Genomic DNA, 19,649 nt, shown 5'->3' on the forward strand with positions numbered 1-19,649 from the left:
TGGGAACTATAAATATGCTGAAAATCTTTCTAGAAAGGGGAAAATAATGTGAATGCTGGATTATTACAAGCATGGAGAGCGTTTGATTTTATATACCAGCATATGACAAGATTAGAGTATGTGGATAAGGAAAACGGAAATATTTTCCGAGTTGTTTTTTGTAAATATCATGGCCCAGATTTAGTAACAAGGGATGGAACACATATTTCTAAAGGCGACCCTATTGTCAAATTACATATCCATAATTGGGGGTTAGCAAATCGTTTACAGGGTATCAACAATGAGGCAAGGCTTGGTTTAATCACATTTAGAATCGTAAAAGATTCTTTACCCACCCTTGCAACTTATATTGAACATCATCCAAAGGGGAATGCTGTTAAAGCAGTGATAGGCACAACTTTTTTACATCGAGGTGTAAATCGACTTGGTTTTGATGTACACCCAGTTCCAGATTTATTAAGATTCCGTATTAAAAATCAATATTTAAAATTGATTTTATTTCTAATCCACCCAAACGGGATCAAACGATTAAAAAGGAAACCAGAAGAGCTTGTACTTAAAAGGGTATACATATCCAAAAACCATTTACTTAATCAATATGGAACAGCTTCACAGCAAATGGAGGAGCTAATGTGAAAGTTTTAATTGTTACAGAAGTCATCGCTGGCAGAGGACACTATAAGGCGGCAGAGTCCATTGCTAAGTCAATAAAAGATCAATATCCAACCCATGAGGTAAAAATCGTAAATATTTTATCCATTGTAAGTAAACGCATTGAAAGAATAGTACAAGCCATCTATTTAAGCATGATTACAAAAAGGCCCCAATTATGGGGTTGGATATATAAAAAAGAAACACGTTTATCATTCCTATTCAAAGAATTACTAGCTGATCTAATAAGATGGAAATTAGAGAAGTTTATTTTAGATGAAGTCCCACAAGTGGTTATTGCAACTCATGCTAGTGGCCTTGGTGCATTATCCAAAATAAAAGAAAAGCATCATTTTCTATTAGGAGCGGTTTTTACAGATTATCATCTTAATAGCTTTTGGATTCATTCAAATATTGATTATTATTGTGTCGGTCATGAAAGTTTAAAAGAAAAACTAATCACTAACTATCAGATTGATCCGGAAAAAATATATGTTACTGGTATCCCGATAGACCCGATTTTTGCTAAATCCCAACAGCGTTTACAAGTAAATAAAATGTACAGTGAAGAAGGAGAGAATGATTACTTTCGGATACTCGTTATGGGAGGAGGATTAGGGTTTGGGGGAATAAAGGAGATTATTGGTGCACTAAACCAAATAAAAGAAATACCGATATCTGTTACAATTATTACTGGAACAAACCAGCATTTATTTGATGATATCACTAAAATGAAAAGCACCTTAAATTATCCAATCCAGTTGCTGCAATATACTGAAGAAGTTTATCTGATCATGAAGAACAACGATGTACTAATTACCAAACCTGGAGGGATGACGGTATCTGAAGCGTTAACTGTACCCATTCCTATACTCATCTATAAACCGATTCCTGGACAAGAAGAACACAACGCTAATTTCCTTGTTAAAAATCATTCAGCCATTCGAATCAACCATATTGAATATATTCCCTATTGGATTAAATACCTTTACCATCATCCCAATCTGTTAACAAAACTTAAAAATCATCAAGCTCATATTGCCAAACCATCTTCTGCTTTGTTCATCTCCTCCTTATTTTTAAAAAATGAAGTAAGTGATGAAAATATGCAAAAAATGATACAAAAATAGGCTGTTCACTTTTTTACAGTAAACAGCCTATTTCTTAAAGCTTCAAAGGAAAAACGCCACGTTTGTGGTTTTTAAGAAGATAAAGTATGAAGAGTAATTTCTGGTTTGGATCGTAAACGAATATTTATCCCTGTTTGTCCTAAACCCTCGCTAATATAGAATGCTCGTTCTTGATGAAAATGAAGTCCTTTAATTATATTTTGGCGGGCAAGTTTACCCATCTTTACTAAGTGGTAGGGTTTTGGCCAATGAATTTGGCCACCATGAAAATGTCCTGATAATAAATAATCAAAAGAGTAATCAGCCATGTGTAACACAACGTTTGGATCATGAGTTAATACTAGATTGATTCCACTTTTTATTCCGTCAAACGATCTTTTTAAATCACTTCGTTTTGTACTAAAGTCATCAATACCAATGATATTGATGGTTTGGTTGCCAATTTGGATGGTCCTATTTTTATTTCTTAAAACAACTGCTCCCGTTTTTTCAATCGCTTCTTGAAAAATATTTATTTTTTCTCGTAACAAATAATCGTGATTTCCAAAGACCATATAAATTCCGTATTTTGGTTTTAGATGATGTAATACCTTTAGATAGTCTAAAAATTTATCGATATTTTTGATTCTTTCTAGATAATCACCTGTCAGCGCAATGATATCAATTTTTTGACCCTTTAATTGCTGAGATAATTGCTCTGGTGTAATAGAGATATTCTCCATATGAAGATCGGAAAGATGCAAGATATGAAGCGGTTTTAAATCTTTATGATTTATATTTAAATGAACTTCTCTAAATTCGGGATGATAGGTATTTTTGTGTGCATGGTAATAGAGTAAAATCAAAGTTGCAATCAGAATAAACCATATCATTTTTGTCACCTTTTCTATCAATTGAGATACACTATCAATATTAAAGGCAATATGGATGAATGTATATGCTTAAATATTGGAAAACAAATGAGAAAAACAAAAAAACATGCAGCTAGAAAGCGTACATGTCATGATTTCAAATTGTAAATTTTTTAAAATTGGCTGGGCTGGCAGGATTTGAACCTACGAATGACGGAGTCAAAGTCCGTTGCCTTACCGCTTGGCTACAGCCCATCAACTTGACAATCATTATGTTTTGTAGAACGTCGAAAAAATATTCAAGATTTTAAAGATTAAACTTTTACTGTAGATAACTTGTTGTTTTTCTAATAGAATAGTCGATATCTTATTTTTTTGGATTCTGGGAAACATAGGAATATGGAGGTGCACGTTGTGGAAGATACCAGTTTTTCGTTTACTTCATTATTGATCGTAACGGTTCTTTCGTTTATTGTTCCAATCGTTATAACCAAGTTAAAAAGAATTCATATCCCTATTGTAGTAGGCGAAATTTTAGCAGGGATTTTAATTGGCAAAAGCGGTTTTAACTTAGTGGCCATGGATGATTGGTTAAATTTTATCATGTTCTTCGGCCTAGCTTATTTGATGTTTACTTCAGGGTTAGAAATAGACTTTAATATTTTATTTGATAAAACAAACCGAGAAAGTGAAAATACCAGGAAATCATGGCAGCACTATTTAAAAAATCCTGTACTATTTTCAACAATTATTTTATTCATAACGTTAATATTCGCTTATTTCGTTTCGTTCGTTATGATGAAGATTCAATTTGTAAAAGATCCTTTACTGATGTCTTTAATTATCGGGACAACCTCATTAGGTGTTGTTGTTCCTATCCTTAAGGAAAAGAAAATATCGGGAACACCATTTGGTCAATATATCATTACAAATGCCGTGATGGCTGATTTTGTAACCATGTTACTCATCTCAGTGGCCGTATCCCTTTTCAAAGGTGGATTTCGCCCAGAAATTCTTTTGGTCTTTGGATTATTATTGCTCGTTTTTGTTTTCTATTGGATTAGTAAAAAATTTGAAGGAAATAAATTGTTTGAAGACTTAGCACATGGTACTGCACAAATCGGGATACGTGGTTCCTTTGCATTGATGCTCATTTTTCTCGTACTTGCTGAATCGATCGGTGTTGAAATGATTCTAGGCGCTTTTTTAGCAGGTGTGGTCGTATCACTAATTAGTCAAAACAGAAGGGAAGAAATTTATCATAAATTAGATGCCATAGGTTTTGGTTTTCTCATTCCCATGTTTTTTATATTGGTTGGTGTAACTTTTGATCTGAATATACTCATTCATAATCCAAAAGCTCTATTATTTGTACCCATTTTATTTATTTTAACCTATCTTGTAAAAGGAACACCTGCATTGCTTTTAAGACTATTTTTTCCTTGGAAGAAAACAATTGCTGGAAGTATCCTCTTAACTACACAAATGAGTGTAACGATAGCAGCAGCCGCTATTGGGCTTCAAGTTGGGGCAATTTCTCCTGAAGTAAATGCAACAATCGTGTTGGTAGCTATTTTAACGAGCATTACCTCCCCGATCTTATTTGGTAAGCTTTTTCCACCATCTTTAGAAGAAAAAGAAGATGAGCATGTATTGATTATTGGAGCAACAAAAAATGCCATACTTCTAGCGAAAAATTTATTAAAATCAGGGATGCGAACCTTAATTATTGATTCTGATCGCAAAAAAATTGATGAAGTAACTAGAATTGGCGTTGAGGGAGTTTTTGGAGATGCGATGGATCTTTCCCTATTAGATGAATTAGAAATAGAAAAATCAAAATCAATGATTATTGCAACTGGGAATGATCAAATTAATTTTCAAATTGCCGAGAAGATGGCCAATCAATATCGACTAAACCACTTAGTTGTTTTACTCAGTGATCCAATATTGATTGATAAAGCAAAATCCAATCGTAATATTAGAATTATCAACCCTAAACTATCTACAGTAAGTCTGTTAATGAATATGATTAAACACCCTTTAGCTGCAGATATTTTAGAGGATCGAAGAGATCTACACATGGAAGAAGTGGAAATCACTAACCCTCGACTAATAGGAATTAGTTTGCGCTACCTTAAATTGGCTAGGGATGTACTGATCTCTTCTATTTATCGTAATGGAGAAACTCTTTTACCGCATGGGGATTCAGAATTTCAGTTTGGTGATATCCTCCTTGTTTTAGGAACCACAGATGCCGTTCAGGAATTTAAACGTCACGCCTCAACACTATAAGGGCTATAAATAAGCCCTTTCTTCTTTTTATTCTTTAGAGCCTCGTAAGTAATAAAAAAATTAATTTTTTTGTTGAAATAGGAGGGTTCATGTCATGATATGTAGAATAGAAAAAATATTCAAATCATTTACATATTAGAAAAGAAGGTGACGACAAATAGATATCCCACAATATATTGATCAGTTATTAGAGCATTGCCTTTTGCAAGATGCGAGTGATTTACATTTTGAACCCTTTGAGCATCATGCGGTGATTCGCTACAGGGTAGATGGTTTTCTAAAGACCTATGAAAAAATACCTATTTCACAGCATACATTGATTCTTTCGAGAATGAAAGTTTTAGCTGATTTAAAAATTGGAGAGAGGCGGTTACCTCAAGATGGGGCAATCAGTATAAATGACCGAACACCAGCAATCGATCTAAGAATTTCTACTCTTCCAACTGTTTACGGGGAAAAGATGGCCATAAGAATTTTAAAAAAAGAACCAAAATATAAAGATATTGATGAATTAGGCATGCATCCCCTAGTCAAAGTACAATTTCAAAAATCATTAAAACAAACAACAGGATTAATTTTACTTACAGGGCCAACTAGTTCTGGTAAGACAACCACATTATATACTGCACTTCAATTCCTTAACCAAACCCACCGCAACATTACTACCTTAGAAGACCCAGTTGAATACAAGATAGATGGAATTAACCAGGTTCAAGTTAATAGTCAAATTGGCTTAAATTTCGGAAAAGGTTTACGTGCAATTCTTAGACAAGATCCAAATGTAATCATGATTGGCGAAATTAGAGATCATGAAACTGCAAATATTGCGATTCAATCAGCATTAACAGGTCATTTGATTTTGTCTTCTTTACATACATACGATACGGCAAGTGCAATTACAAGGCTATTAGACATGGGAATAGAACCTTATTTAATTGCCTCATCGATTCGACTTATTCTTGCACAACGACTGGTTAGGAAAAGGTGTTCTTGCAATGGTCAAAACCCAGAATGTTTGATTTGTGGTGGCGATGGTTATCAAGGGAGGTTTGCAGTTTTTGAAATGCTTCCAATTGACGATTCGATTCATGACCTTATTTTGCAACGTGCTTCTGTACATCAAATAAGGGATAAAATGAAGGAAATGAATTTAAAAAGATTACAAGATGAAGTACTAGAGCAAGTACAACTTGGAAAAACAACAATGGAAGAATTTCATCGCGTAATGGTGACGGATTATGAATAGATGGCTTATAAAGTGGAGAGATCATGATTTTGCTGAATTTAGCCGAATGGTTAAAATTCAACTCCAAAATGGGATACCTATACTGTACGGTCTAAAGTTTATAAAAGAAACGTTACCAAAAAAATTAAGGCCAGACATAAAGCAAATCATCTACTTGATAGAACAAGGGGAATCGATTAGTAGGTCTTTGGAACAAATCAAGTTTCCAAAAAGTTATTTATCGATTATTCGTTTAGGGGAGGAACAAGGGGAATTAATAAAGGCATTTGAACAAATGGAATGGTATTATCGTCAAAAAAATCAGTTAAAACAAACGATCAAGTCGGTAATTGCATATCCACTATTTATATTAGTAATGATTCAATTGCTCTTTATATTTTTAGCAACTGTCTTAATTCCTCAATTTCTTCAGTTATACCGAATGATACAAGCAGAAATACCTTCCTCAACCAGAAAACTCATCTCTAGCTATTATTTTTTTCAAAACAATCTATGGTGGATTTTATTATTGTTTGCTGTTTTACTGGGATTGTTTTTCTATCTAAGACAAAAGAATCGATTTCGGAAGAATTTGATTTTGTTGTTATTGAAACTACCCTTTTCAAGAAGAGTTCTTTTACAAAAATATACTTATTTGTTTAGCTTTCATCTAGGAACCTTTTTAAATAGTGGTGTTTCTTTTTTAAAAGGGATTGAGCTATTGCTTGAATATGATGACCCTTTAATTAAAGAAACTAGTTTCAGAATGAAAGAGTTGATGTTACAAGGAAATTCAGTAAGTGATTCAATGAAGCAAGAGCTTATTTTTTTGCCTTCTTTTGCTGAAAATCTTAAGTTTTATGAAGAGACAGGATCTTTAGACACAGGTTTACAATATATTTCTACCCAATTACAAAATCAAATTGAACATGAACTTAACCAAAAGTTAAAATGGCTTGAACCAATTCTTCTCATGGTTTCGGGGGCGTTTGTCTTTCTAATCATTTATACCTTATTTTCACCGCTTTTTTATTTAATGGATTCTTTATAAAAATTAGAAATGGGGGGATAATGCGATGAGATTTAAAAATGAGAAAGGTTTTACTTTAATTGAGCTTTTAATATCAATCTTTATTATTGGCGTTATTTTGGCTATTTCAATGCCTAATTTAAAAGCCTCTGGGGAAAAAGCACAAGCGAAAGCATGTCAAGCTAATCAAAAATTGATCTATGTGCAAATGGAAAATTATTACTTAGAACATCATCAATATCCTAATCAAGATGGTTTCTTAAATGAATTATATAAAGAGCAATTATTAGATCAAATCCCAATCTGTTCAGCTGATGGGACATATTCCTATGAATTAGTAATTGATGCCATAAGTGGACAAGAGAGATTAAAAATCAGGTGTTCAATTCCGGAACACAATATTGGCGAGGAATAAGATGGAGAAGAAATTTATCTCTGAAAAAGGATTTGTTTATTTTGAATTATTGATGACTTTGTTTATCGTGAGTTTGCTTTTCTCACTAACGATTCCATCTTTTCAATCCTTGTCCTCTCATTTTGAAATAGAAAATTGGATTGAACAATTTACCGCGGATTACTATTGGGCTCAACAAGAAGCGGTTGATTCAGATCAATGGGTGGAAATATTATTTAAACCTGCATTTTATTCATATGAGATACGTAATGGCAATGGATCTTTAAAAAAGGTGTATTATGATTCAAGTATTAAGGTAACGGAAAATTTGTTAAACCACCGTATTATGTTTAATGGTTTTGGTCAACTCGCTCAACAAAGTGGTACGATTACTGTTAAAAACGCTAAAATAACGAAGAAGATCGTTATTCAGCTATTAACGGGGCAGATCCATGTGGAATCATAAAGGGGCTATTCTGATTGAAACGTTAGTATCCATTTTTATATTTAGTGTCATTTTAATGAGCTACATTCCCATCTATTCGCAAGTGGTTAAAGAGAAAGAACAACGGAAAATGTATGATCAAGCTATCATACTGGCTAGAAAAGAAATGGAAGAAACCCAATTAACACTAGTTTCAAGTACAAAACAAATCGACTCTTATTTGGTTGAAGTAAAAGTCAGTTCTTATTTGGAAAATATTCTAGAATTAAAGGTGACAGTGAAATGGGAAGAGTTAGGATTGGGCAAACAAAGGCAGGTAGTTTTAAGAAAACTGATTTATTCGCCTACCTAAGAAATATAAAAGGATTTACCTATCTCGAATTATTGATCTCCATTTCCTTTTTATCCTTTATGTTACTGTTTTTGGCTAGCCTTCTTTTAATGACTATAAATGAAAAGAATGAGCAACGAAATACAATGATCTTACAACATTCTTATCAAATAGGATATCAATATTTAAGATCTGAGGTCTTAAAAAGTGAAGATATCTATGGTGGAGGCTTGTTTCCTTTTTATATACAACACGGAGAAGATACTCAAGTTTTTCGGACAGCAGGGGATAAAGTAATTCGATCGATTAGAAAAGGAATTGGTCCATTTGAAGGGTCAGTTGTTGTTTTTGAATATGTTGACCAGATCCGTTTTGAAGTATTACCTAACCATAAAGGAATTCGTCTGTTTGGTCAATTAAAGGAAGGAAATAGCATCTTTTCATTTGATGAGGTTATCCTAAGAAGGGTAGGGCAGTGAAAATGGCTGTTGGAAATGAAAAAGGTTCTGTTCTTTTAGCTATTTTAGTTGCATTTACTTTATTACTATTTTCGTTATTTCCCATCATAAATAATCTGATCATATGGAAAGAGAATCTACAAAAGATGGAACAAGAAGCTAACACAGATTACTTATTAGAGTCTGGTATCGCTTTGGCACTTCATGATATACAACAAGAACCTGATTTCCTAGGAAATAGGACCTATGTTTACAATGGAAATACTTATGTTATACAATTTACCCCAGAAGTAAGCTCTGATCCATTAACAGTAAACTTGAATATTCAAATACCAGCATTAACACAAAAGGAATTAAAAGTTGATGTCAATACAGATACCTACACGATACAATATTGGGAAGAAAGTTTTTAGGATAGGGCGCAGTAGCTAATATAGGTAATTACTAATATAAATGGAAGAAGGTTCTTTTTGATGGATTTATTAAAAGAGCATCTTGTTTTGATTGGATTTATGGGGGTTGGGAAAACGACGCTCGGACAAGCCTTAGCAAACCATATGGGAATATCATATATTGATACTGATGATCTCATTGTGCAAAAAGAAAAATCGGATATACCTACCATTTTTGCAAAAAAAGGTGAGCATTACTTTAGAAAAATTGAATCCCAAGTATTCCTTAAAACCCTCGGCCAAAAACCATTTTCAGTGATCTCAACAGGTGGCGGAATAGTTTTATCAGAAAAAAACCGTTCTGCAATGAAGGAACAGATGGTGATCTGGTTACAGGCCTCTGTTGATGAAATTTATAAACGGATATCTAATAATGGAGATCGCCCTCTATTAAAAAATGGAACTGACGTAAAAAGGAATATCTTAGACATGATGAATGAAAGACATGCTTTATATGAGCAAGTGGCCAATTTCTCAATTGATACAGATCAAAAATCAATCAATCAAATGATTGAGGAAATACTGCAAATGTTAAATCTTAAATAAGTTGTAATTTGTTCCCCTTAGGATATTTTTTAAATATTTTGTTGATACTGATAATGAAAGGGGGAACAATGGATGAAATCTAATGATTTTGTGAAGTACTTAACCATTCAATTGGTTGAACGGATTGACAATCCCAAACAAAAGTCAAAAGAAACAGCAAAAAAACAAACTGAATCTTTTTCTTCTCACTGGTTTGGACTTATTCCTTTTTCCTTAAAAATGGTGATGAAAAGCTCAAAAAAGCATAAGCAGGTATAGGGAACCCCCTTCTCGCTCATATTAATTTTAGAGAGGGGGTGTACCTATGCCACGGGTTGCAATGGAACAATCGTTAAATTACTTAAAGAATTATTTAATAAGCCAAGGTGTTGAGGTTACGGATTTAAATCAGCAAACAGGGCAAGTGGATGCAGTGATTATTTCAGGTCAAGATAAAGATGTAATGGGAATGGAAGATATCACATCTAAAGTACCAGTAATCAATGCAAGGGGACTAACCCCAGAGGAAGTTTATCAAGCGATCAATCGTCAATAATCTTCAATAAAGTGATAAGAGCAATGGATCTATCCATCGCTCTTTTTTCATATTAGGAATTTATTAAGGATGTAGATAAAATGTGCCAAAGGCTTGAGCATCTTTAAATGGAACATAACGAATCAGATCAAGTGTCTCATCATAAAGTGTGATATAGTTTTGATCATCCCATGATTGATAACCAATGACTGGAAAAGCAAATTGTACTTGTCGATCATATTTTGACCCTACAAAAAGCACTTCTTGCTTTTGTTTAAGTGAAAGAATGAGTTGATTTTTTGTTATTGATAGGTTGTTTTCATTATTCAATAACCAAGTTAAGTCTTCATATGGGTTAAAAATAAGTTTATCATTAAATAAAGAATCTGTTAATTTTTCCTTTAAATCTAGTCCATTGGTTTGCCTATATTCAGGTTGGTAGGCACTTAGATCAGGGAGCCATTCTCCCGTGGAACCCTCTATATATATGTTTTCATTCTTTGTATCAAAAAACCAATAGTTTTCAAAAGGTGAATGATAGGTAAATTCTTTAGGGATCATTTCTTTTATACCTTCATCCGCGATCACTTGTTTTTGATATGGGAGTATTGAACCCAACCCATATTCAACCACCTTCATTTTGTTATCATCTTTGGTTACAACGATATAACCTTGTTGCTGCTCATCGGTAGAGAAAGTAATGATTTGAACATCTTCATTCATAGGCTTTATCACTATTTGTTTTAGATTTAGCAAATCCAACCTTTCTTGATAGGGGGAAGTCTTGGTAAGTTGCTGAAGCCATGTTTCTATTTGTTTTTCTAAATTGATTTCCTTTGTTTCAGAGTATCCAACTTGTTGTAGTAGCAGAATAAAGAAAAAGATAAGAAATAAGAAAGATAATTTCCTTTTTAAACCAATCATCCGATACATTTTATCACCTCTTCTATATGGTTCCATTTTATTCTGAATTTTTTGCGATGTCTGTTAGAATCTGTCGCTACTGATTGCGATTTTTTTAGAAAGTTTTATCGAGGGAACAAGAAAAATAGAGAAAGTTCGCATAAGGAATCTTTCTCTTTATGATTATGAAACATTTAATGAATATATTCGACATTTTCTGGTACTTGCTCACTCAAATAAAAAACCCCATAATTAATTGGCTTTACTTCAATTCTTGGTGAATACTGCCATTTTACTTCATTCAATCTTCTTTCCTTTTCGACAAGTTTTTGTGACTTTTCTTCCTGTTGTTCAGGATTAAATTCTTTTTCTGGATCTTCATGAATCAGATAATAGGATTCTATTTGTTCAATCTCTTCTTCTAATCGCTGCTGTGCAGCCTCTGCCCACTTAAAATTTTCCTTTTTGATTTCATGTAAAATCCATTCCTCTAATTGTAAGGCTGCTTCTCTAAAGGTAATGAAAGTGGGTACAGTAGAAACGTTAGCAGGTAACATGGGGCTGAGATTGATTTTTTGTAAAGTCTGAATAAAATTTTCCTTCATCTTTCCATTAGATAAATTTATCCCCACTGAAACCAATTTATCTTTTTTCTTATCGCTAATAAATTCGATTTTATAATTAACCCCAAGCCAGGGACTCAAAGTATTGAATGTTTTTATGGAATCAAGCTGTTGTTGATAGAGACGAACCATTTTTCCTCGTTTTTTTGTGGAATGAAAAATTTGTTGGAGTCGATTAGAGCCAAATCGAATCTCTTCCCCACGGATCCCTTGTGAAGAATGCTCAGGATCGAAAATAAAAGTCATCGTCATTGTTTCAGGCTCAACACCCATTCTTTCTACAAAAGTCCAATAATATGGACGGTTGGTTAGATCTTTGTCTACAGGAACAGAAAGTTTGGCTGTAGTGTGTGAAGGTTCTCTTTCAATAATATGGCATTGAAAAAGCTGCAGGTATTGCTCTACATACTCTCTAACCCATTTTTGATCCATGATCTATCCGTTCACCCCATTAACAATATGATTGCCGATCTGTGACAATTTTTCTTTAAAGTCTTCGTTATCCTTTGCACCGATCATCATTTTCATGATGTTATTTTCAAGGTCAATTAATTTTAATTTTTCTAAGATCACATCAAGTGAACCGATGACATTTTCAAACATATTAATTTTTTCATGAAGAAGATAAAGAATATGTTCTTCGATCGTTTGATTTGTAGAAAGATTATAAATATACACGTTTCTTGTTTGGCCAAGACGATGTACACGCCCAATTCTTTGTTCCACTTTCATCGGATTCCAAGGCATGTCGTAATTAATAATTTGATTACAAAATTGAAGGTTGATTCCTTCTCCTCCAGCCTCTGTTGCTACCATCACTTGAGCTTTTCGTTGAAATAGATCCATCATCCAATCTTTTTTCCCTCGATTAAACCCTCCACGGTAGGGAACAGAAGTAATTCCTTGTTCTTTAAGTTTAGTAATAAGAAATTCTTGTGTTGCTCTGTACTCTGTAAAGATAATTACTTTATCATTGATTTCTTTGATTAAAGAAATAATTTTATCTGCTTTTGATTGAGTTTCTACCTTTTTGGCGATCTGCACCAACCGCAGGATTTCATTTTTCATTTCTTCATTACCACCTGATTTTTTAAACATATTAACAAGAGTAATAAAGGCTGCGTCACGACTACTACATATTTCTCTTTGTAGTGTAATTAGAGATAGCATATTCTGAATATCACCTTTTAACTGGCGGTAATATCCTCTTACAAAGCTGGAGATTTCATCATATAGTTCTCGTTCAGGTGCAGTTAGTTCAATCGGTATCGTTTTTACGATTCTTTGAGGAAATTCAATTTCTATCTTTTCATCAGAGCGTTTATTGCGAATCATTACCTTTTCAATTTCTTGTCGTAAGATCTCTTTATTTTTAGGGTTTCTTTTGTCCTTCATATGTTCTTTTTGAAAATGATAGTATCTTCCTAGCTGACCCGGTTTTAAAAGGGTGACTAGATTATATAATTCGGTCATATCATTTTGAATAGGGGTTGCTGTTAGTAATAGAATAAATTTCTTTTTAATTTTATTGATAAACTCCCAGTTCTTTGTATTTTTGTTTTTTAGTTTATGTGCTTCGTCAACTACTAACATATCATAATGTTGATTTAGAACATAGTCGACATGGGGTGGACGCTTTGCCGTATCCATGGAGGCCACAATAATATCGTACTTGTCCCACATCCATTCTTTCTTTTGTGCCACAGCTGGAATTCCTAATTTATGATTTAATTCTCTTGTCCATTGCAAAACAAGGGAAGCTGGGACCAGAATAAGAATTTTCTTTGCCAGGCCTCTGATTAAATACTCCTTCATAATTAGTCCTGCTTCTATTGTTTTTCCTAAACCTACTTCATCTGCAAGGATGGCTCTGCCATGCATTTCATTTAATACTTTTTTTGCGGTTTCAATTTGGTGGGGAAAAGGAGTTAAGTATGGAAGATGAGCCAAACATTGTAGTTCATTAAAATCTTTGATTTGCATCACTTCTTCCGCTTGATAGGCAAGTTGAAAAGCCTCCCATAGATCCCATGGTCCGTCTTGTTTAAATGATTGTTGCAGATCATAAACCCATTGTTGTTCAAAATGAATTGGAATTGTAATATTTCCTTGATCAATGGAGTATATTTTTTCTTGCATCATACTCATGGGCTAAACTCCTTTTGAAATATTCGTGTAATCCTTAGTATGAAACGAATTCTTCTCTTTTATGAAGAAAAAGTTGGATTATGAAATAAAATGCTATTCTGTAAGAGTTTTAATTGATATAATATTTCTAAGATTAAAATGAAATATGGGCGAATGAAGATAGAAGGAGAGACTACGAAATGTAGCGCCGAAGGAGCAAGCCAAAGAGGTGAATCTCTCAGGCAAAAGTACTTCTATTGGACGCATCTCTGGAGAGTGCTCTATGAGCCGCCAAAGGAGCAACTTTTTTTAGGTAACTCTCAGGCACAAAGGACAGAGTAGATTGAACTATCTATCGCTCTGTCTTTTTTTTATGGAAAGGAAAAATTTTGTTATAATCCATTTAGGAGGTGATGTTATGGTAGAGGGTTTAAAAAGAACACCGCTCTATCCACTATACGAAAAATATGGTGCTAAATTAGTTGATTTTGGAGGATGGGAACTACCTGTCCAATTTTCTAGGATTAGTGATGAACATCAGGCAGTAAGAGAAAGAGCAGGATTATTTGATGTATCCCATATGGGTGAAGTTGAAGTTAAGGGGAAAGATGCACTAAATTATATCCAAAAAATAATTACTAATGATGCGTCAAAATTAGTAGATGGTAAGGCTTTATATAGTCCGATGTGTTATCCAGATGGTGGAACGGTTGATGATCTATTAGTATACAGATATGTTGAAGATCATTATCTAATTGTTATCAATGCTGCTAACATCGAGAAAGATTTCGAATGGTTTCAATCCCATTTAGAGGGAGATGTACATATTAAAAATATTTCCGATCAAGTATCTCAATTAGCCCTTCAAGGACCATTGGCCGAGAAAGTCTTACAGAAAATGGCGGATACTGATTTATCTTCGATTGAACCTTTCTATTTCGTTCCCGAGGCTAATATTGAGGGGATAAGAGCCATGGTTTCCCGAACAGGATATACAGGTGAAGATGGTTTTGAAATCTATTTATCCAATGCAGATGCCCCCAAGTTATGGGAGAAAATATTAGAAGTTGGTAAAGATGAGGGAGTATTACCTTGTGGGTTAGGTGCTAGAGATACGCTGCGTTTTGAAGCAAAGCTACCTCTCTATGGGCAAGAACTTTCAAAAGACATATCTCCTATTGAAGCAGGGTTAGGTTTTTTTGTAAAATTGGATAAGGGTGACTTTATTGGAAAAGCTATCTTAGCAGAACAGAAAGAGCATGGGGCACAAAGAAAATTAGTCGGAATCGAAATGATCGACCGTGGAATTCCCCGTTCTCACTACTTAGTTTATGTTGGCGATGAAGTGATCGGTGAAGTCACGACCGGAACTCAATCTCCTACCTTACAAAAAAATATCGGACTTGCTTTGATTAAGAAAGAGCATGCAGATATTGGTAATGAGGTATTTGTGGAGATTAGAAACAAAAAGTTAAAGGCTAAAATTGTTAAAACTCCTTTTTATAAAAGGAGCAAGTAAAAAAATCATTTAATTGATGTGGGAGGTATTTTTGATGAGTGAATTAAAACAAAACCTTAAGTACAGCAAGGAACATGAATGGGTTGAAGTGCTAGGCGAAAACAAAGTAAGAGTGGGCATCACTGATTATGCTCAACACTCTTTAGGTGATATTGTTTTCGTTGAAGTTCCAGAAGAAGGTAGCGATGTATCAGCAAACGAAACCATGGGTTCTGTTGAATCAGTAAAAGCTGTTTCTGATGTATACACACCAGTTTCTGGTAAAGTTGTTGAAGTAAATGAGGACTTAGAAGATGCACCTGAAGTGATTAACGAAGATCCATATGGAAAAGGATGGATGGTTGTGATTGAACTTAGTAATCCATCCGAATTAGATCAATTGTTGTCTGCGGAGGAATATGAGGCCTTTATTAAAGAGGAGGAATAATTTAAATGAAATTCCGATATATCCCAAACACTGTCGAAGATCAAAGAGAGATGTTGGCAGCCATTGGGGTTGAATCGGTAGAGGATTTATTTGCCGATATCCCACAAACTGTCCGTTTTGAAGGGGAACTAAATATCCCAAAAGCTTTATCTGAACAAGATGTAACTCATTTGATGTCTAAATTAGCGCATAAAAACATTACAATGAATGATTACCCGAGTTTCTTAGGTGCGGGAGTCTATCATCATTTTATTCCAAGTGTAGTGAATCACGTTATTTCTCGTTCAGAATTTTATACAGCATATACTCCTTACCAGCCAGAAATTAGCCAAGGGGAATTACAAGGGATTTTTGAGTTTCAAACATTGATAGCGGAGTTAACAGGGATGGAAGCAGCGAACTCTTCAATGTATGACGGGGCTACATCTTTAGCAGAGGCTGCAGCAATGGCTGCAGGCTCTACCCGTCGTCAAAAAATTATTGTATCTCGCGCTGTCCATCCAGAAGCAAGAACCGTTTTAAAAACGAGTGCCAAAGGTCATAATTTAGATGTGGTCGAAGTAAACATAAAAGATGGGGTTACAGATTTAGCTGAGTTAAAGAGTAGAATCGATCATGATACTGCAGCGGTGATTGTTCAATACCCGAACTTTTTCGGCCTTATCGAGGATCTTAAAACCATTGAAAAAGTTGCTCATGAAAACCAAGCACTTTTCATTGTAAGTGCCAATCCAATGGCATTACCTATCTTAAAATCTCCAGGAGAATATAAAGCAGATGTAGTTGTTGGTGATAACCAGCCAATGGGAATTCCAGCCTCCTTTGGCGGACCGCATGTTGGATTCTTTGCAACAAATTCAAAGTTAATTCGAAAGATGCCTGGAAGAATCGTTGGCCAGACGGTTGATGATGAAGGGAATAGAGGTTTTGTTCTTACCCTGCAGGCACGTGAACAACATATTAGACGGGAAAAAGCAACCTCGAATATTTGTTCAAATCAAGCATTAATGGCACTAGCTTCTGCTGTATATATGAATACCATGGGAAAACAAGGAATTCAAGAAGTGGCAAAACAAAATCTTCAAAAAGCTCATTATGCATATAAAGTACTAACTTCTATCAATGGAGTAGAGCCTGCATTTCACCTTCCTTTCTTTAATGAATTTGCAATTAAACTACCTAAACCTGTTTCTGAAATCAATAAGGCCTTATTACAAGATCATTTCATAGGCGGTTATGATGTAAGTAAAGACTATCCCGAATTAGAAGGTATCATGCTTGTTGCTGTAACTGAGGTCAAAACAAAAGAACAAATTGATCAATTCGCAGCAAGATTGGAGGGATTATTATGAGAAAAGAAAAAGCCCTCATATTTGAATTGAGCAAACCAGGTAGAGTTGCTTATAGCTTGCCTGAATTAGATATACCAGAGATTCCAATTGATGAATTACTTCCAAAAGAAGTGATCCGTGAGAATCCACCAGAATTCCCGGAATTGTCAGAATTGGATTTAATGCGCCATTATACAGAATTATCTCAGCGAAATCATGGAGTTGATTCTGGTTTCTATCCTCTAGGGTCTTGTACGATGAAATATAATCCTAAAGTAAATGAAGATGTTGCAAGATATGCTGGATTTAGCCAGATTCATCCTTATCAAGCGGAGGAAACCGTTCAAGGTGCTTTAGAACTGATGTACAACCTACAAGAGGAACTTCAGGAAATTACAGGAATGGATAAGGTGACATTACAACCTGCAGCAGGGGCTCATGGTGAATGGACAGGACTTATGCTGATCCGTGCCTACCATGAAAACCGTGGTGATCATCAACGGAATAAAGTGATAGTTCCTGACTCTGCTCATGGAACGAATCCAGCATCTGCAACAGTAGCAGGATTTGAAATCGTTACTGTAAAATCTAATCAATTTGGTAATGTAGACGTAGAAGCTTTGAAACAAGCTGTTGGTAATGAGACTGCGGCGTTAATGCTTACAAACCCAAACACCCTTGGCTTATTTGAAAAAGATATTGTGGAAATTGCTAGAATTGTACATGAAGCAGGTGGATTGCTTTATTATGATGGAGCTAATGCGAATGCGATCTTAGGCATCACACGTCCAGGGGATATGGGATTTGATGTTGTACATTTGAATCTTCATAAAACTTTCTCAACTCCCCATGGTGGTGGTGGCCCTGGTGCTGGACCAGTAGGAGTTAAAAAGATATTAGAACCATTCTTACCAAAACCGATGGTTGCAAGGGATGGGGATCGATATTACTTAGATTATAATATTCCTCAATCTATTGGTCGCGTGAAATCATATTATGGTAATTTTGGAATTCTAGTTAGGGCGTATACCTATATCCGTACAATGGGACCAGATGGACTTAAAGCAGTAGCAGAGAACGCAGTATTAAATGCAAACTATATGCTTCGAAGATTACAGGATTATTATGATGTACCATTCTCACAACATTGTAAGCATGAGTTTGTATTGTCTGGTAAGAAGCAAAAGAAACTAGGTGTTCGTACACTAGATATTGCAAAACGATTATTAGATTTTGGTTTTCATCCACCAACCATCTATTTCCCACTTATCGTGGAAGAATGTTTAATGATTGAACCAACGGAGACCGAAAGTAAAGAGACATTAGATTCTTTTATCGACGTACTCATCCAAATCGCAAAAGAAGCAGAAGTAGACCCAGAAAAGGTATTAGAAGCACCTCATACGACGGTTGTTGGCCGTTTAGATGAAGTCACAGCTGCTAGAAACCCAATCTTAAGATATACAAAATAAAAAATAATCGAAAAAAACAAAGGGCCTTGTAAGATACAGGGTCCTTTGTTTATTTGTATGTCACTCTGTCAATTCAACTTGATTAATTTTTCAAATTCTTCTTGTAATGCTTTAGTAATAGATCCTGGAGAATTGGTGATCGTTTTATCGTTGATCTGGTTAATTGGCATGATTTCCATTGTTGTACTACTTACAAAGGCCTCATCAGCTTGGTAGACTTGTTTGAGATTAAATTCTTTTTCTACAAAGGGGATACCAATTTTATCAGCAATTTTTTCAATCACTAATCTTGTAATTCCGTTTAGAATAAAGTTATTAGCCGGATGTGTGAGGATTTTACCGTCCTTTACGATAAAGAAATTAGATGAACTTCCTTCAGTCACAATGTTATCCCTAATTTGAACTGCTTCATAGGCCTGATGATCAACGGCATATTGTTTTGCCATAATGTTACCTAATAGGTTAAGACTTTTTATATCACAACGTAGCCAACGAATGTCTTCAATTGTGACAATTTTAATCCCTTTTTGCAATTTTTCGTAAGGTCTATTCAATTCTTTTGTATATGCAGTTAGTACCGATGTCGAATCAGTAGGAAATGCATGATTTCTAGGCGCTACACCTCTAGTTGTCTGAAAATAAACAATACCGTTTTGAAGGTTGTTCATTTCAATTAATTGTGTTATCTTTAACTTAATTTCTTCTGAAGAGAGTGGTAAAGAAAGACTTAATTCTTTTGCGCTTCTTTCAAATCGAATTAAATGATCATCAAAACGAAATGGTTTGCCATCATAAACTCGAACCACTTCATAAATTCCATCCCCAAATTGATACCCACGATCCTCTATATCGATGTGAGCCTCCCCTCTTGTAATAAATTGATCATTCATAAGAATCATTGAAGTCACTCCAATTCTAAAAGTGT

The 19,649-nt window shown here is 34.5% G+C and carries 22 protein-coding genes, 1 tRNA gene and 2 riboswitches; of the genes, 17 read left to right on the plus strand and 6 right to left on the minus strand.

Annotation, left to right across the window (positions count from 1 at the left end):
- The first annotated feature begins 48 nt into the window (after positions 1-48).
- Both BEN26_RS05025 and BEN26_RS05030 read left to right on the plus strand, forming a co-directional pair.
- Positions 49-636 (plus strand): YkoP family protein, encoded by a 588-nt coding sequence (locus BEN26_RS05025; RefSeq protein ID WP_068723504.1) that lies wholly within the window; start codon positions 49-51, stop codon positions 634-636.
- Entirely contained in the window at positions 633-1,781 is a 1,149-nt protein-coding gene (locus tag BEN26_RS05030) for an MGDG synthase family glycosyltransferase (RefSeq protein ID WP_069797651.1), read from the plus strand. The genes BEN26_RS05025 and BEN26_RS05030 overlap by 4 nt, the downstream gene beginning before the upstream one ends.
- Before the next feature lie 71 nt (positions 1,782-1,852).
- Here the strand turns inward: BEN26_RS05030 and BEN26_RS05035 are convergent, their stop codons facing one another.
- Entirely contained in the window at positions 1,853-2,653 is an 801-nt protein-coding gene (locus BEN26_RS05035) for a metallophosphoesterase (RefSeq protein ID WP_069797649.1), read from the minus strand.
- A gap of 159 nt (positions 2,654-2,812) precedes the next feature.
- A tRNA-Gln gene (locus tag BEN26_RS05040) sits at positions 2,813-2,887 on the minus strand.
- A gap of 159 nt (positions 2,888-3,046) precedes the next feature.
- Here BEN26_RS05040 and BEN26_RS05045 point away from each other — a divergent pair.
- From BEN26_RS05045 to BEN26_RS05095, 11 genes are all read left to right on the plus strand, one after another.
- Positions 3,047-4,927, plus strand: a complete 1,881-nt coding sequence (locus BEN26_RS05045; protein WP_069797648.1) for a monovalent cation:proton antiporter family protein — start codon at positions 3,047-3,049, stop codon at positions 4,925-4,927.
- Positions 4,928-5,102: 175 nt separating this feature from the next.
- On the plus strand, positions 5,103-6,173 hold the full coding sequence (locus BEN26_RS05050; protein WP_255421860.1) for a GspE/PulE family protein: 1,071 nt from the start codon (positions 5,103-5,105) through the stop codon (positions 6,171-6,173).
- Entirely contained in the window at positions 6,166-7,203 is a 1,038-nt protein-coding gene (locus tag BEN26_RS05055; protein ID WP_069797644.1) for a type II secretion system F family protein, read from the plus strand. The genes BEN26_RS05050 and BEN26_RS05055 overlap by 8 nt, the downstream gene beginning before the upstream one ends.
- 25 nt (positions 7,204-7,228) lie before the next feature.
- Positions 7,229-7,597, plus strand: coding sequence for a competence type IV pilus major pilin ComGC (locus tag BEN26_RS05060; protein ID WP_069797642.1), 369 nt, complete (start codon positions 7,229-7,231; stop codon positions 7,595-7,597).
- Between the two features lies 1 nt (position 7,598).
- The gene (locus BEN26_RS05065; RefSeq protein ID WP_068723520.1) at positions 7,599-8,042 is read left to right on the plus strand and encodes a hypothetical protein; all 444 of its coding nucleotides are present in this window, start codon (positions 7,599-7,601) and stop codon (positions 8,040-8,042) included.
- Positions 8,029-8,373 carry a hypothetical protein gene (locus BEN26_RS05070; protein WP_069797640.1) on the plus strand — a complete coding sequence of 115 codons (345 nt, stop codon included), beginning with the start codon at positions 8,029-8,031 and terminating at the stop codon, positions 8,371-8,373. Before BEN26_RS05065 ends, BEN26_RS05070 begins: the two co-directional genes overlap by 14 nt.
- Positions 8,304-8,831 carry a hypothetical protein gene (locus tag BEN26_RS05075; protein ID WP_069797638.1) on the plus strand — a complete coding sequence of 176 codons (528 nt, stop codon included), beginning with the start codon at positions 8,304-8,306 and terminating at the stop codon, positions 8,829-8,831. Before BEN26_RS05070 ends, BEN26_RS05075 begins: the two co-directional genes overlap by 70 nt.
- On the plus strand, positions 8,828-9,223 hold the full coding sequence (locus BEN26_RS05080) for a hypothetical protein (protein WP_069797636.1): 396 nt from the start codon (positions 8,828-8,830) through the stop codon (positions 9,221-9,223). The genes BEN26_RS05075 and BEN26_RS05080 overlap by 4 nt, the downstream gene beginning before the upstream one ends.
- Before the next feature lie 60 nt (positions 9,224-9,283).
- Positions 9,284-9,808 (plus strand): shikimate kinase, encoded by a 525-nt coding sequence (locus tag BEN26_RS05085; RefSeq protein ID WP_068723528.1) that lies wholly within the window; start codon positions 9,284-9,286, stop codon positions 9,806-9,808.
- A 72-nt stretch (positions 9,809-9,880) separates the two neighbouring features.
- Positions 9,881-10,066, plus strand: a complete 186-nt coding sequence (locus BEN26_RS05090; RefSeq protein ID WP_068723531.1) for a YqzE family protein — start codon at positions 9,881-9,883, stop codon at positions 10,064-10,066.
- A 46-nt stretch (positions 10,067-10,112) separates the two neighbouring features.
- Positions 10,113-10,343 carry a YkuS family protein gene (locus tag BEN26_RS05095; protein WP_069797634.1) on the plus strand — a complete coding sequence of 77 codons (231 nt, stop codon included), beginning with the start codon at positions 10,113-10,115 and terminating at the stop codon, positions 10,341-10,343.
- A 63-nt stretch (positions 10,344-10,406) separates the two neighbouring features.
- Here the strand turns inward: BEN26_RS05095 and BEN26_RS05100 are convergent, their stop codons facing one another.
- The 3 genes from BEN26_RS05100 to BEN26_RS05110 form a co-directional block, all read right to left on the minus strand.
- Positions 10,407-11,255, minus strand: coding sequence for a hypothetical protein (locus BEN26_RS05100; protein ID WP_069797632.1), 849 nt, complete (start codon positions 11,253-11,255; stop codon positions 10,407-10,409).
- A 164-nt stretch (positions 11,256-11,419) separates the two neighbouring features.
- Positions 11,420-12,280, minus strand: coding sequence for a YqhG family protein (locus tag BEN26_RS05105; protein WP_069797630.1), 861 nt, complete (start codon positions 12,278-12,280; stop codon positions 11,420-11,422).
- A gap of 3 nt (positions 12,281-12,283) precedes the next feature.
- Positions 12,284-13,996, minus strand: coding sequence for a DEAD/DEAH box helicase (locus BEN26_RS05110; RefSeq protein WP_084818697.1), 1,713 nt, complete (start codon positions 13,994-13,996; stop codon positions 12,284-12,286).
- A gap of 153 nt (positions 13,997-14,149) precedes the next feature.
- A riboswitch (glycine riboswitch) is annotated at positions 14,150-14,239 on the plus strand.
- Positions 14,240-14,242: 3 nt separating this feature from the next.
- Positions 14,243-14,314, plus strand: a riboswitch (glycine riboswitch).
- Positions 14,315-14,393: 79 nt separating this feature from the next.
- Between BEN26_RS05110 and gcvT the strand changes: the two genes are divergently transcribed.
- The 4 genes from gcvT to gcvPB are packed head-to-tail and all read left to right on the plus strand — an operon-like array spanning position 14,394 to position 18,724.
- A complete protein-coding gene (gcvT, locus tag BEN26_RS05115) occupies positions 14,394-15,494 on the plus strand; it encodes a glycine cleavage system aminomethyltransferase GcvT (RefSeq protein WP_068723541.1) in 1,101 nt (366 codons plus the stop codon).
- A 34-nt stretch (positions 15,495-15,528) separates the two neighbouring features.
- On the plus strand, positions 15,529-15,921 hold the full coding sequence (gene gcvH, locus BEN26_RS05120) for a glycine cleavage system protein GcvH (RefSeq protein WP_068723543.1): 393 nt from the start codon (positions 15,529-15,531) through the stop codon (positions 15,919-15,921).
- A gap of 5 nt (positions 15,922-15,926) precedes the next feature.
- On the plus strand, positions 15,927-17,273 hold the full coding sequence (gcvPA, locus tag BEN26_RS05125) for an aminomethyl-transferring glycine dehydrogenase subunit GcvPA (RefSeq protein WP_069797628.1): 1,347 nt from the start codon (positions 15,927-15,929) through the stop codon (positions 17,271-17,273).
- Positions 17,270-18,724, plus strand: a complete 1,455-nt coding sequence (gene gcvPB / locus BEN26_RS05130) for an aminomethyl-transferring glycine dehydrogenase subunit GcvPB (RefSeq protein ID WP_069797626.1) — start codon at positions 17,270-17,272, stop codon at positions 18,722-18,724. The genes gcvPA and gcvPB overlap by 4 nt, the downstream gene beginning before the upstream one ends.
- Before the next feature lie 68 nt (positions 18,725-18,792).
- Here the strand turns inward: gcvPB and dat are convergent, their stop codons facing one another.
- Positions 18,793-19,623 (minus strand): D-amino-acid transaminase, encoded by an 831-nt coding sequence (gene dat / locus BEN26_RS05135; protein ID WP_069797624.1) that lies wholly within the window; start codon positions 19,621-19,623, stop codon positions 18,793-18,795.
- Between the last annotated feature and the right edge of the window lie 26 nt (positions 19,624-19,649).

Origin of the sequence: Tepidibacillus sp. HK-1 (assembly GCF_001748485.2) — a bacterium.
Classification (GTDB): Bacteria; Bacillota; Bacilli; order Tepidibacillales; family Tepidibacillaceae; genus Tepidibacillus_B; species Tepidibacillus_B infernus.

Bases quoted from the DNA above. Each gene is read 5' to 3' on its own strand.
- BEN26_RS05060 (WP_069797642.1), top strand. From the start codon at position 7,229: ATGAGATTTAAAAATGAGAAAGGTTTTACTTTAATTGAGCTTTTAATA.
- BEN26_RS05085 (WP_068723528.1), top strand. From the start codon at position 9,284: ATGGATTTATTAAAAGAGCATCTTGTTTTGATTGGATTTATGGGGGTT.
- gcvH (WP_068723543.1), top strand. From the start codon at position 15,529: ATGAGTGAATTAAAACAAAACCTTAAGTACAGCAAGGAACATGAATGG.
- BEN26_RS05105 (WP_069797630.1), bottom strand. From the start codon at position 12,280: ATGGATCAAAAATGGGTTAGAGAGTATGTAGAGCAATACCTGCAGCTT.
- BEN26_RS05095 (WP_069797634.1), top strand. From the start codon at position 10,113: ATGCCACGGGTTGCAATGGAACAATCGTTAAATTACTTAAAGAATTAT.
- BEN26_RS05110 (WP_084818697.1), bottom strand. From the start codon at position 13,996: ATGAGTATGATGCAAGAAAAAATATACTCCATTGATCAAGGAAATATT.
- BEN26_RS05055 (WP_069797644.1), top strand. From the start codon at position 6,166: ATGAATAGATGGCTTATAAAGTGGAGAGATCATGATTTTGCTGAATTT.
- gcvPA (WP_069797628.1), top strand. From the start codon at position 15,927: ATGAAATTCCGATATATCCCAAACACTGTCGAAGATCAAAGAGAGATG.
- gcvT (WP_068723541.1), top strand. From the start codon at position 14,394: ATGGTAGAGGGTTTAAAAAGAACACCGCTCTATCCACTATACGAAAAA.
- BEN26_RS05070 (WP_069797640.1), top strand. From the start codon at position 8,029: ATGTGGAATCATAAAGGGGCTATTCTGATTGAAACGTTAGTATCCATT.
- BEN26_RS05065 (WP_068723520.1), top strand. From the start codon at position 7,599: ATGGAGAAGAAATTTATCTCTGAAAAAGGATTTGTTTATTTTGAATTA.
- BEN26_RS05100 (WP_069797632.1), bottom strand. From the start codon at position 11,255: ATGTATCGGATGATTGGTTTAAAAAGGAAATTATCTTTCTTATTTCTT.
- dat (WP_069797624.1), bottom strand. From the start codon at position 19,623: ATGATTCTTATGAATGATCAATTTATTACAAGAGGGGAGGCTCACATC.
- BEN26_RS05075 (WP_069797638.1), top strand. From the start codon at position 8,304: ATGGGAAGAGTTAGGATTGGGCAAACAAAGGCAGGTAGTTTTAAGAAA.
- BEN26_RS05035 (WP_069797649.1), bottom strand. From the start codon at position 2,653: ATGATATGGTTTATTCTGATTGCAACTTTGATTTTACTCTATTACCAT.
- BEN26_RS05090 (WP_068723531.1), top strand. From the start codon at position 9,881: ATGAAATCTAATGATTTTGTGAAGTACTTAACCATTCAATTGGTTGAA.
- gcvPB (WP_069797626.1), top strand. From the start codon at position 17,270: ATGAGAAAAGAAAAAGCCCTCATATTTGAATTGAGCAAACCAGGTAGA.